10 protein-coding genes and 1 other annotated feature are annotated in these 13,221 nt (G+C 43.1%); of the genes, 3 read left to right on the forward strand and 7 right to left on the reverse strand.

The window, feature by feature from the left end:
* Positions 1-38 precede the first annotated feature (38 nt).
* The 7 genes from yjjX to AAGA51_RS02965 all read right to left on the reverse strand — a co-directional run bounded on the left by yjjX (position 39) and on the right by AAGA51_RS02965 (position 8,462).
* Positions 39-569, reverse strand: coding sequence for an inosine/xanthosine triphosphatase (gene yjjX, locus AAGA51_RS02935; RefSeq protein ID WP_042484235.1), 531 nt, complete (start codon positions 567-569; stop codon positions 39-41).
* Positions 541-2,886, reverse strand: coding sequence for a putative bifunctional diguanylate cyclase/phosphodiesterase (locus tag AAGA51_RS02940; protein WP_042484232.1), 2,346 nt, complete (start codon positions 2,884-2,886; stop codon positions 541-543). The genes yjjX and AAGA51_RS02940 overlap by 29 nt, the downstream gene beginning before the upstream one ends.
* Positions 2,870-3,889 carry a polyamine ABC transporter substrate-binding protein gene (locus AAGA51_RS02945; RefSeq protein ID WP_042484717.1) on the reverse strand — a complete coding sequence of 340 codons (1,020 nt, stop codon included), beginning with the start codon at positions 3,887-3,889 and terminating at the stop codon, positions 2,870-2,872. Before AAGA51_RS02945 ends, AAGA51_RS02940 begins: the two co-directional genes overlap by 17 nt.
* Before the next feature lie 201 nt (positions 3,890-4,090).
* Positions 4,091-5,266 carry a prephenate dehydratase gene (pheA, locus tag AAGA51_RS02950; protein WP_042484229.1) on the reverse strand — a complete coding sequence of 392 codons (1,176 nt, stop codon included), beginning with the start codon at positions 5,264-5,266 and terminating at the stop codon, positions 4,091-4,093.
* Between the two features lie 15 nt (positions 5,267-5,281).
* Positions 5,282-5,402: a sequence feature (Phe leader region), on the reverse strand.
* Positions 5,403-5,506: 104 nt separating this feature from the next.
* Complete coding sequence (gene hpf, locus AAGA51_RS02955; protein WP_042484225.1) at positions 5,507-5,833, reverse strand: ribosome hibernation-promoting factor, HPF/YfiA family; 327 nt, start codon at positions 5,831-5,833, stop codon at positions 5,507-5,509.
* A gap of 301 nt (positions 5,834-6,134) precedes the next feature.
* Positions 6,135-7,592, reverse strand: coding sequence for a lytic transglycosylase F (locus AAGA51_RS02960; RefSeq protein ID WP_255209377.1), 1,458 nt, complete (start codon positions 7,590-7,592; stop codon positions 6,135-6,137).
* 141 nt (positions 7,593-7,733) lie between these two features.
* Positions 7,734-8,462, reverse strand: coding sequence for an outer membrane protein assembly factor BamD (locus tag AAGA51_RS02965; RefSeq protein ID WP_042484221.1), 729 nt, complete (start codon positions 8,460-8,462; stop codon positions 7,734-7,736).
* Positions 8,463-8,665: 203 nt separating this feature from the next.
* Between AAGA51_RS02965 and rluD the strand changes: the two genes are divergently transcribed.
* The 3 genes from rluD (at position 8,666) to clpB (ending at position 13,123) form a co-directional block, all read left to right on the forward strand.
* Positions 8,666-9,640, forward strand: a complete 975-nt coding sequence (gene rluD, locus AAGA51_RS02970; protein ID WP_042484219.1) for a 23S rRNA pseudouridine(1911/1915/1917) synthase RluD — start codon at positions 8,666-8,668, stop codon at positions 9,638-9,640.
* A 15-nt stretch (positions 9,641-9,655) separates the two neighbouring features.
* Positions 9,656-10,387 carry a peptidoglycan editing factor PgeF gene (gene pgeF / locus AAGA51_RS02975; protein WP_042484216.1) on the forward strand — a complete coding sequence of 244 codons (732 nt, stop codon included), beginning with the start codon at positions 9,656-9,658 and terminating at the stop codon, positions 10,385-10,387.
* A gap of 162 nt (positions 10,388-10,549) precedes the next feature.
* The gene (clpB, locus tag AAGA51_RS02980; protein WP_042484213.1) at positions 10,550-13,123 is read left to right on the forward strand and encodes an ATP-dependent chaperone ClpB; all 2,574 of its coding nucleotides are present in this window, start codon (positions 10,550-10,552) and stop codon (positions 13,121-13,123) included.
* The last annotated feature ends 98 nt before the right edge of the window (positions 13,124-13,221 follow it).

Below are 13,221 nucleotides of genomic sequence, written 5' to 3' on the forward strand. Positions count from 1 at the left end.
TCTGCTTTGTGCAAACATACATGTATTTGCCGAGATCATTAAACCAAGTTCGCTGGAAAATGTTCTGGATTAGTAAATGGAATAAGCGCCAAAATTAACGCTTGATGGTAGACAGAGCTGCGAGTGAGCTGATGTTGAGTGAGCAGGCCGATCGCTCCGCCTTTTTGTTTAATATTGTCAGTGCCGAACACTTCATCCATCACATCACCCAGTTCATTCGCTTGCTCCAACTTAGCCAGCACTTGTGGTGGAAGCATTAAGCTCGCAGAGCGAGACTCGCCACGATGGGTTTGAGATTCAATAATCATCCAGGCAAACGTAACGTTGCCTTCAATACCTGCTTCCAAGCCAACATAGAAATCACCGTCTGTTAACGCTTGTTTGGCGTTACGAACACGGTTTAATGCGCCCGCTTTGGTTTCTTCGTTGGTCATAGGTTGATCCGCCACTTCGCTAGGTACACTAATACCTTGGAAGTTGAAAGCTTGATGGGGAAATGCGGATTCAAATGCGCTCTTTACGGCGTTAATTTTTGCCGGATTAAGAGAAGCGATAATTACATTCTTCATAACTTACTTCTGTGTTGTCATTGTTCCAGTATTGGATCTCACGTAATGACATGGGGGGAGCTAAAAAGAAGCCTTGCATGTAGTCACAGTTGTAACGAGTTAACCACTGTTGCATTTCTCGGCTCTCGATACCCTCTGCCGTTACTTTCATCATCTGAGAATGACAGAGTTGGATTAGAGGCTCAAGCACCGACTGCTTACCTTTATCGATGATGGTTTCCAGAAAGCCTTGATCGAACTTAATGCGCTTAATTGGATACTGAACGAGCTGAACAATCGAAGTATAACCAGAACCAAAGTCATCAATGGTCAGGCTGTAGCCTTGTTCAACCAAATCATACAGCAGTGGTATTGCTTTAGAATCGGCGGCGAAAGTTTCGGTTATTTCAAAATCTATCCAGTGAGGGCGAATTTTGTATGTGTTCGCCTGTTCGCGAATGTAATCCGCTAAATCAACCGAGTTTAGTTCCGCGGAAGAGAGGTTGATTGAAATATGGATTGGGTAGTCAAACGTTGCTGACAGTGACGAAAACTCTTTAAACGCGTGAGTAATCACCCATCGGTCAATTTTTCCAAATAATCCTGTTTGCTCTGCAATTGGAATAAATTCGGTGGGAGAGACTTCGCCGAGCTGTTCTGAGTCCCATCTTAGCAGCACTTCGAATCCTGCGATTTCCATATTGCTGCATGAGTAATAAGGTTGGTAAACCAGCGAGAATTCTTTATCGAAATTCTCCAGACGCAATGCGCGTTCAATAGCATTTCTGCGTTGAACTTGTTGATCAAGTTGTTTGGAATAATGAGCAATTTGGTTTTTACCCGCACTCTTTGCTTGATACATAGCGGTATCGGCATTGATCAGCAGGCTTTCTATGTCGATACCATCCTCTGGATAAGTGGCAATACCTACACTCGCGGTGATTGGGAATCGGCCTAGAGGTGAATCATGATGCTCTTGAATTGGTTGTAACAGACGATGAGAAAACTCAGCGGCAAAATCAGACAAACGGCTTGGCGCACAAGTCAGAATAGCGAACTCATCCCCAGATAATCGAGCAGCAAGGCTGTAAACATGTTGATTGAGATTAAACTCTTCAGAAAGTGCACGCACATGGCTGGCAAAACTGATCAGCAAGGAATCGCCTACTTGATGACCGTACTTATCGTTGACGTACTTGAAGTTGTCTAAATCGATATAGAGCACTTGGACATGGCTGTTAATCGGGGACTCTCTTAATGTTGTCTGTGCCTGAATTTGGAACTGGTAGCGATTACACAACTTAGTTAAATGGTCAAACTCAGCCAGTGTTTTTGTTTCTTGATAGGAGTTGTCGAGCTCTTTATACATATCGTAAAAACGCGAAGATAACCGTCCAATTTCATCTTTAGTAGAGAGTTTTTCTATATTATTTCTTTGCTTGCTTTCGACTTCTTGCAACTGCTTATCTAAGCGAGAAATGGGGTTTATTACATGCCTGTAAAGCAACGATAATAACAAAATCAAACTAAACAATGCAGAACCACCAAAAGCAGCGACTAGGTTTTGTCTAATATCATTGAGCTTATTTCGCATTAGCATTGGTGCTGGAGAAAGTGTTGCGAACATGCCAGGTTGAAGTTCAACAGTCTGGGTTAATCCTTCTGAGAATGATTGAGGTCTTTTACTAAAGAAAATGGGGCTCTGGTTATCAAACTCTAGTTTATTACGCAGCGCGTTAAACTCATCAAGAACCACGTAAACGACGATAAAGAATATTCGGTCTCGGTTGTAACTTAACGGTGTTCCAAGGGTACGGGTGTCTAAGACATCATAACGGACTAACACTCCGTCTCCGCTTGAGTTCTCGGTATAACTGATGTCTGAGGTTTTTAAGGTTTGGTTGAAGCGCTTTTTCACAAACTTAAAAACGGTTGGGTCGATTTTGCTGAATGGGTCTTCACTATTGTCGGCAAAATAGAGAATGTTATTGTCGCCATCTAAGATGGAAAGAGCAACCGAATCTCTTTCATTGGACTTCATGACGTTGAATGTTTTTTCAATATTTTCAGCCAGTTCTAACTCTCGGTATGGATTGTTACTGTGAGAAAAATAGTGGCGAATAATGTCGCTATTGGCGAGCGTAAAGGTGTAACTGCTAACCAGAGATTTGGTTTGTCGAAAATGGCTAGCGAGCTTTTCCATATCAAGCTGCAGATAGCTATCCATGCGTTTAACGAGTGCGTCTTTCTGGCTATCGTAAATGAGATAACCTGACACGGCAGAGCTGAGGATGATGACCGGAGCGATCAGTAAAAGAATTCTATGGTTTAGCTTCATGTTGTTTGATCAGGCTGTTGATGATTTTCGCCCGCTGACTCAAATTGGATGAAGAAAGCTGACTGTCAATGATGCTTTGTGCTAACAAATCATCAGTAAGTAAAATGGCTTTATTGTTGATGTAGCTGGCAGGCATTAAATGCAAAGCTTTGAGATTCGGTGTTGCGGCTTTGATGTCTTGGGCATTCATTGCCGCTATTTCAGGCTGCATCAAAAATTCTAGAAACAACTTTGCTTGCTGTTTGTTATGGGAGGAGCTGTTCAACGCTAAACAATCCACCCAAATATAAGGTTTGCCTTCAGGAAGAACAAAATCCCAATCATCATTGTCGAAATAGCGATTGAGGGAGAACTGATCTCCGCTATAGCTTACCGCCATGTATAAATCATTATTATTACTATGGCTGCGAACATAGCTTAGTGAGTATTCATAAGTCAGAATATCCGGTGTGGCAGCTTCAAGCTTTTCATACGCTTTCTTTAGGTCTTCAACGGATGCAGTCAGTGGTGATAGGTTGAGGCTATAAAGTGCCGGAAGTAACGTTTCTACACTGTCTTCTAATAAACCCACATGACCTTTCATTTTCTCGTCAATATCGACCAAATCACGCCACTGAGTCGGTGGTTGAGAGATTTTACTCTTACGATAAACAATACCGACATATCCCCAAAAATAAGGCACGCTATGTGAGCCACAAGCTTGTTGCCACATTGGGGCGTTATTTTGGTTGGCGTCGAATGAAGAGAGATCTTCAAATTTATCTTGCTGAGAGAAAAGCTGTGCTGAAACATTATCTAGAATCACCACATCAAATGGGATTTGATCGCTACTCAGCATGAAGAGGCTACGTTCATCGTCATTATCAAAATGATAGAAGTTGAGCTGAGTGTCGTGACTTTTGTTCCATGCCTCAACGACCCTTGGGGATATTGTATCTTCCCAAAGGTAGATGTTTAGCTCTGAAGCAATGACTTGGCTACTGAGACCAGTAGCACCGAGCATAAGGGAGATGAGTCGTCCAATCTTCACCACAAATAATGCGCCTTATATGACTTTAAGGAATTGTGTTTCCCTGTGTTCACTTTTAAAACACTCAACAGAACACTAATTCATCTGAACTAAATTGTATAACTATTTCTGTATCATAAAGTTCTAATATGCAACTTCGGTCAAACTAGGCGCAATAGTTTGATTTAAGTACGGTTAACTTAACCGTACTTGAGTTGGCTTCACGTTCTCACTTGGATAACAGCCAAGGACTTTCAGATGCTTGGTTAACTTGGTTAACTCTGCGAGTGCCTGCTGCATATTTTCCGAATCCAGATGAGCTTCCAAATCCACATAGAACATCTCTTCCCAAGGATTCCCCATGATTGGACGAGACTCCAATTTGGTCATGTTGATGCCAAAACGTTGAAGAACAAGCAGCGTTGCAACCAATGACCCCGCTTCCTGTGAAGTAGACATAATCAAGGTTGTTTTGGCTGGAATCTGTGTCGAGACTTCGACAGGCTTACGAGCCACCACGATAAAGCGAGTGTGGTTTTCTGTTTGGTTAGCGATGTTGCTTTGAATGGTTTGAAGACCATAAAGTTTACCGCTCGACGCATTGCCAATAGCGGCAACATCATCTCGGTTTAACTCTTGCACTTTTTTCATTGCGTCAGCAGTACTTGCGCATGTTTTGAGTTGTACACCTTTAAGGCGACTTAGGAATTCGCTGCATTGCTGATGTGGTTGAGGGTGCGAATAGAGCACTTTCAGATCTTCTAAGCGAATGTCTTTTGTTGCAACCAAGCAGTGCTCAATAGGCTGAGTGATTTCACCAACAATGTATAAGGTGGTGTGTTGAAGCAGATCATAAACTTCGTTGATAGAGCCTGAGCTGGTGTTTTCAATAGGTAGTACACCGTAGTCAGCATGCCCTGATTCAACCGTCTTAGTGACTTCTTTGAATTGATCGCAGTTGAGTTCAACAAGCTCAGTATTTTTGCGGCTGAAGTATTCGCGAGTGGCAAGATGCGAGTATGAGCCTTTTGAACCGAGGAAAGCTACTCGTGCCAGCGGTTTTCTGCTTTGAGGGTTGGCTAAGTTCTGTAAGTAAGCTTGTTGGAGCAGCACCGAGTCTTCGATGATGGTGTGAAAAAGTTTGGTAATGAATTGTGCATCAAGCTGGTATTTATCTTTACCTGAATTGATCAGTTTAACCAGTAGCTGTTGTTCGCGAACGGCATCACGAACGGGTTTTGAGGTTTCTACTTTGCTTTTTGCTACTTCAATACTGAGTTTACGTCGTTCCGATAGCAGGCTTAATAATTGGTCATCTAGCTCGTTGAGTCTTAAACGAATCTCGTCGAGAGAGTACTGTCTGTCTGTCATTTGAAAATTATCCTTATAAAAAAACCTCCCAGTGGGAGGCTTTCTGTTCGTTTTTGACTTTTCTTTCTTAAACGACTTAGCCTCCAAAGCTTATTGGAGAAAAAAGAAGTCAAAAAAGAACAGTTGAGTATTTGTCATTATTTTCGATTAAGTCGTTAAGGTAGTCCCACAATAAGCAAGGCGGCATAGAGCGTCAAGCAAAAAAATAGCGCCCGAAGGCGCTAATTCTAAACCTGTATATTATTCAGTTTCTTCTTCCAATTCTGGTTTGTCAGATCGTCTTGCTTCTGGTTTATGACGAAGTTTGTTTAATTGACGTTCTAGTTTCTGTTCAACTTCGTTGACGGCCGCGTACAAATCTTCGTGAACAGCGGAAGCAACGAGTTGTCCTTTTGGTACCGTTACTGTTGCTTCGAACTTCATCTGTTTGTTTGGTTCTTCACTAAAGCTACATTGGCAACCTGTAATGTCTACTTGCCATTTCTCTAGTTTTTTTAATTTACTCTCAATGTGGTCGCGGATTGCAGAGGTAATGTCGATGTTTTTACCAGTGATATTCATTTTCATAATGCTTTTTCCTCTGTGTCATCCCTCATGGGTTAACTCCAGATTACCCATTCCCAAATAAAAAATAGTGACCTAGATCACTATTCTTTGTGGGGTATTTCTGATCGCTTTTAAACGTGATCTTCCGCAAAGTGTTGTCTTGATGAGGGTAAAAAAAGCTTGTGATTTTGTTGTTTATGACTACATTTAGAGAGGTAGCTTACTGAAAATTCATCCATTTTTAGGGAGCTAATTCGGCCTTTTAAATACCTCTGATTAATTCCTGAACAACACTGATTTGCGATAGTAATCACTTTGCCAATCATTCTTTTCTACTAGTCTGTGAATCGACTCCTTCAATAGCGTTCAGAGTAGCGGTTAAACTTTCCTCTTTTGCTTGCTTGAGTTGTTCCAACTGTTTGTAAACTACGTAATAGCGACTGACATTCGCCACATAAGTAACAGGCTCTGAGCTAATGTTTCTTCGTGTAATCACTTCCACATTCTTAAACCATACATTCGGATTAAACCCGTGCTTTTTGGCTAGTCGGCGCATTCTATTGATGTTTGCTGGCCCTGCGTTGTATGCCGCCAGTGCAAAATAAACTTGGTCATCTTCGTTTATCTCGGGATCGGAAAAGTATCGGTCTTTTATGAAACGCATATATTTCACACCAGCGTGGATGTTGTTTTCAACCTTCTCGATGTTTTTAATATTGACGTTCGGATCTCTGGCTGTGCTAGGCATAACCTGCATTATGCCTATGGCTCCTTTGTGTGACACTTTTCTCTGGTCAAAACCGGATTCCTGAAATCCTTGCGCTGCCATCATCAGATATTCAAACTCATATTTATTGGAGTACTCAGTAAATATTTTTGCCAGTTCATCAAGGCGTTTAAGTTTTTCTGGATTGAGAGCCTTGGTTAGCCAGCGGGTATCGTCGATGTATTTGCTGAAAATTACGTTGCCTAACAAGGTACCTGATTTCGCTGTTCTCAAATAACCGTTTATGATTTTTTTAAGCTCTGGAGAGTTTTTACGCATTGCCCATGCGATTTGACCATTTTCTCTTAGCGGCAACTCGGTATGTGCTTTTATGTCTTCCATAACATGTATCCACATTTCCGCTTTGTGGCTATCGAGTACCGTCGCAGGGATATGTCCGGAATTAACCATTTCCAATAGTTCGTAGTCTTGCAAAGCTTCTTCAACAAAATGAATTTTTATTGGTTTTAAGCTTTGAAAAATCAGCGAATTGTTTATTTTTTCTAAGCTTTCCATATAACTAGAGCTCTCTCTAACCCAAATCTCTTTGCCGGTCAATTGAGTTAAATTGGTGATGTTAGGATAACTTTTGTTGGTGACAATTAGCTCTTGGATCTCTTTTGTCAGAGGATTACTGAAATCAATCTCTTTTAGACGAGCAGGAGTAATCGTCAGGTTTGCGACTGCTAAGTCAGCTAAACCGGATTGGACAGAAGGGATAAGATCATCTCTGAGAACAGGGATGATTTGAATGTGTACATAAGGGGCTTGTTTTTTGAGGCTCTTTTCAAAGTGATATAAGAGTTCTGCACCGATACCTTTCGGACGACCTGCTTCCACGTAATAAAATCCTAAGTCGGCAGACACGACGACACGGATGACACCTTTCTCTTTAAGAATCGGCCAGTCACCTTGATAAGGCTTATCACTTAATGGTGATAGTTCAATGCTGTTCGCAGGGAGGCTGAGAAGCAAAACAAACAGGCTTAAAAGACCTCGGTGTAACCAACGCAAAATGCGGCTCCTTTGCATTCATTTCTATCGGCTTGAATAAACATAAGCTTATGAACAAAAGGAGAAATCAGCAAATAGAAATAAAAAAGCCACTGTAAAAACAGTGGCTCATAGAAAGGTGTTATTTGAAGATACGACTGATTAGTTTTCAGGGTTAAGTTGAATTTGCTTTTCAGTACGGGTAATAGAATCTTCTAACCCTAGTTCTTTATAGGCGGCAAGCTGGATCTTGAGTGATTTTCTCGCCGCTTCGGTATCTGGGTAAGTTTTTTGCAGTTCCTGACAACGCTTAATCGCAGCTATCCATGCTTCTCTGCGTAAGTAAAAATCTGCAGTCGCTAGGTCGTATTCAGCTAGGCGGTTTTTAAGCGCAAACATTCTGCGTTGCGAATCTTCCGCATATGGGCTGTCTGGGTAGCGTTGCAGCAGCTTTTTAAAATCAGCAAAAGCCGCTTTTACTGGCTCTGGATCTCGGTCACTACGATCAATATTAAATAAATCGTGCATAAAGTTACGATCTTGAGCCATATGCGTTAAGCCACGCATGTACAGCACCCAGTCCATTTTTTCATGAGTTGGGTTAAGGCGGCTAAAGCGTTCAATGGTTGCTAAGCCAAGAGCAAGATCGTCATTTTTGTAATAAGCGTAAATCAGGTCAAGTTGAACCTGTTCAGAGTAAGCACCAAATGGATAACGTGAATCCAAAGCTTCAAGTTTTTCTATGGCAGTTAACCAGTTACCACTTTGTAATGATGATTGAGCTTCAGTGTAGAGCTCAGAAGGTGGCACGTCAGGGACGATGTTATCTTTGCTTGAACAACCGAATAACAGTGATAGTGCAAGTAAGCCTGATAAAGTTTGGTATTTCATGTCAGGAGTGGGTTCCTTGAAAATAAAGCATCTTAAAGCTGGAGCAACTGTTTTAAGCCAGAAAAATCGTTTCTTGTTTTAGCTCGAACAACAGGGCTCCTCAAATCGTTTGGTTACTTTCTCTTTCGTAACAGATACAATGGCGGACATTATTTTATCCATACTAGTGAGTATTAGTCTCACGGTTTTTAAAAAAGTTCGATATGGCTCAGCAGATTGAATTAACTCAAACAGTAAAAGATAGCCAGCTTGGTCAACGTTTAGATCAAGCTGTGGCTGAATTGTTCACCGATTTTTCTCGTTCACGTCTGAAAGAGTGGTTACTTGACGGCAAAATAACAGTAGATGGACAAGTTGTCACTAAACCGCGCACGAAAGTGATGGGCGGCGAAGAGATCACTGTGCAAGCTGAACTCGAAGATGAAGTTCGTTGGGAAGCACAAGATATCCCATTGGATATCGTTTACGAAGATGACGATATTATCGTTATCAACAAACCTCGTGACTTTGTTGTTCACCCAGGTGCAGGTACACCAGATGGCACAGTGCTAAACGCATTGTTGTTCCACTATCCGCCAATTGCAGAAGTACCAAGAGCAGGTATTGTGCACCGTCTGGACAAAGACACGACAGGTTTGATGGTGGTAGCGAAGAACGTTCCCGTACAAACACGATTAGTACGTGAACTGCAAAAACGTAATATTACCCGTGAATACGAAGCTATCGCGATCGGTAAAATGACGGCTGGTGGCATGATCGACAAGCCAATTGGTCGTCATTCAACTAAACGTACTTTGATGGCTGTGTCGCCAATGGGTAAACCTGCGGTCACCCACTATCGTGTAGCGGAACATTTCCGTGAACATACACGTATTCGCCTGCGTCTTGAAACGGGTCGTACACACCAGATTCGTGTTCACATGTCGTACCTGCAGCACCCTCTACTAGGTGATACAGCCTACGGTGGTCGTGCACGTATTCCAAAAGGCGCGTCTCAAGAGTTAACGGATATGATTCGTAACTTTGATCGTCAAGCGCTACACGCTGTCATGTTGAGATTTAAACACCCAGCGACTGGGGAAGAAATGGAATTTCATGCGCCAGTGCCAGAAGATATGGTTATCATGACTGAAGCATTACGTGCTGATGCGCAGCAGAATCCTATGGAAGAGTATTAATCAACAGGTTTTAAGATGAATTGGATCACTCCTAACTGGAATGCACCTAAACAAGTCAAAGCATTTGCTTCCACACGTATTGGCGGTTGTTCGAAATCGCCTTACGAAGGGCTTAATTTAGGTATGCATGTAGGGGATGATCCTATTCTTGTGCAAAGCAATAGAGATCTATTGCAGCAGCAAACCGAAATGCCGACAGCTCCTGTATGGTTAAATCAAACCCACTCAACAGTTGTATTGGAAGTTGCTCAGCCAACCAATGATGTCCTTAATGCCGATGGCGTGATTACCTCATCACCGAATGTGGTTTGTTCTGCGATGACCGCGGATTGTTTACCGGTTTTGATCACTAATACTCAGGGAACTCAAGTGGCTGCTGTTCATGCCGGATGGCGTGGCCTTGCTGGTGGTATTGTTGAAAACGCACTAACGCATTTTTCTAATGATGTGATGTTATGGCTCGGCCCAGCTATTGGGCCGCAAGCGTTTGAAGTGGGCGAAGATGTTCTACAGGCATTTTTAGACTACGACTCAAAAGCAGAAGCTGCATTTGTTCCCGGCAAGCAGCAAGGTAAATGGTGGGCGAATATGGCAACGCTTACTCGTTTGCGCATGGCTAAACTCGGCATTGATCAGGTTTTTGATAGCGGGTTATGCACTTACCAAGATCCTCAGCGCTTTTATTCCTATCGCCGTGATGGTGTAACTGGAAGGCAAGCAACCTTTATCTGGATCAATGAAAATTAGGATTCTCTAAAAAGTTTCCACTCCCACCTTGAAAAGTGGCGCGTATGTAACCATCTTTCTGTATACCCAAGTAAGCTGAATATGCTTGCTCTGCGCTAAGTATATTGAGCTCACTTGGGTATAAGTTATTAGTTCATCTCAGTTGAGGTTAGGAAGGTTGTTATGCGTCTCGACAGATTTACCAGCAAATTCCAAATAGCGATTTCCGACGCGCAGTCTCTCGCACTAGGGCGAGATCATCAGTACATCGAACCCGTGCATCTGATGGTTGCGCTGCTTGATCAAAATGGCAGTCCAATTCGTCCATTGCTGACTATGCTTGACGTCGATGTCATGCAGCTTCGCTCTAAATTGGGTGAAACGTTAGATCGTTTGCCAAAAGTGAGCGGTATAGGTGGTGATGTACAGCTTTCTAGCGGTTTAGGCACTTTGTTCAATCTGTGTGACAAAGTCGCTCAAAAACGCCAAGACTCTTATATATCTTCTGAGATTTATCTTCTAGCGGCGATTGAAGATCGTGGCCCGCTAGGTCAGCTCCTGAAAGAGTTTGGCTTAACCGAGAAAAAAGTATCAGATGCGATTGAAAAGATCCGTGGTGGTCAGAAAGTGAATGACCCAAATGCGGAGGAGCTACGTCAGGCTCTGGAAAAATTCACAATTGATCTGACCGAACGAGCAGAGCAGGGCAAACTTGACCCTGTGATTGGTCGTGACGATGAGATCCGCCGAACCATTCAAGTGTTACAACGTCGTACCAAAAACAACCCAGTGATCATTGGTGAACCGGGTGTGGGTAAAACGGCAATTGTTGAAGGTTTAGCACAACGTATTATCAATAACGAAGTCCCAGAAGGTCTACGTGGGCGACGCGTACTCTCTCTTGATATGGGCGCATTGGTTGCAGGTGCTAAATATCGAGGTGAGTTCGAAGAGCGATTGAAATCGGTGTTGAATGAGCTAGCCAAAGAAGAAGGCAACATCATTCTGTTCATTGATGAGCTTCATACTATGGTGGGTGCAGGTAAAGGTGAAGGCTCAATGGATGCCGGCAACATGCTCAAACCTGCACTTGCGCGTGGTGAACTTCACTGTGTTGGTGCGACGACGCTCGATGAATATCGTCAGTACATTGAAAAAGATCCGGCTCTTGAGCGCCGTTTCCAAAAAGTGCTGGTGGATGAGCCAAGTGTTGAAGACACCATAGCGATTTTACGTGGTTTGAAAGAGCGTTATGAACTTCACCACCATGTAGAGATCACTGACCCTGCGATTGTTTCGGCGGCGACGCTGTCTCATCGCTATGTGTCAGATCGCCAGTTGCCTGACAAAGCGATTGACCTGATTGACGAAGCTGCATCCAGCATTCGTATCCAGATCGACTCTAAACCAGAGGCTTTGGATAAACTGGAACGTCGTATTATTCAGTTGAAAATTGAACAGCAAGCGCTGTCAAATGAGACCGATGAAGCCAGTGAAAAACGCTTAAGTATTCTTAACGAAGAGTTGGGTCTCAAAGAGCGTGAATACGCCGAGCTGGAAGAAGTTTGGAAAACAGAAAAAGCAGCATTGTCAGGAACTCAGCACATAAAAACCGAACTTGACCAAGCGCGTATGGATTTGGAAGTTGCGAGACGTGCCGGTGATTTAAGCCGTATGTCTGAACTTCAATATGGTCGAATTCCTGAGTTGGAAAAACAGCTCGATCTTGCGGCTCAAGCCGAAATGCAAGAGATGACTCTGTTACGCAATAAAGTCACAGACAATGAGATTGCAGAAGTGCTGTCCAAACAAACGGGTATTCCTGTGTCTAAAATGCTTGAGGCAGAAAAAGAGAAGCTGCTTCGCATGGAAGATGTTCTGCATAAACGTGTTATCGGGCAGGTTGAAGCCGTTGAAGTGGTGGCGAATGCGATTCGTCGTAGCCGCGCTGGCTTATCTGACCCGAATAAACCGATTGGTTCGTTCCTATTCTTAGGTCCAACTGGTGTCGGTAAAACGGAGCTTTGTAAAACATTGGCTCACTTCATGTTTGATAGTGAAGATGCCATGGTTCGTATCGATATGTCTGAGTTTATGGAGAAACACTCTGTGGCTCGTTTGGTCGGTGCGCCTCCGGGTTATGTGGGTTATGAAGAGGGCGGTTATTTAACCGAAGCGGTTCGCCGTAAACCTTACTCTGTGATTTTGCTGGACGAAGTGGAAAAGGCACACCCAGATGTGTTCAACATCTTGTTGCAAGTGCTTGATGATGGTCGTTTAACCGATGGTCAAGGTCGTACGGTTGATTTCCGTAACACTGTGGTGATCATGACGTCAAACTTAGGTTCTGCGAGCATTCAAGAGAACTTTGCGAAGCTGGATTACCAAGGTATCAAAGAGCGTGTGATGGAGACGGTAACCAAACATTTCCGTCCTGAGTTCCTGAACCGTGTTGATGAAAGCGTGGTCTTCCATCCACTTGGCAGAGAACATATCAAGTCTATCGCTTCTATTCAGTTGGAGCGTTTACATAAACGCTTGGCTGAAAAAGACTACGATTTGATCGTGAGTGAAGATGCGTTGGAATTGATTGCTCAAGTTGGTTTTGACCCTGTGTATGGTGCTCGTCCGTTGAAACGCGCTATTCAACAAAATGTGGAGAACCCATTGGCGAAATCGATTCTGTCTGGAAAGTTTGTACCGGGCAAGGCTATTCAGCTTGGGGTTCGCGATGGCAATATCATCGCCAGCCAATAGTTGTCGTCAGCAGTAATAGAAAAAGCCATGCGAGAGCATGGCTTTTTTGTTTCTTCGCAACTTACGTTTATTGAGTTCACATAGTCATTCAAACGTAG

Origin of the sequence: Vibrio diazotrophicus, assembly GCF_038452265.1 — a bacterium.
GTDB lineage: Bacteria > Pseudomonadota > Gammaproteobacteria > Enterobacterales > Vibrionaceae > Vibrio > Vibrio diazotrophicus.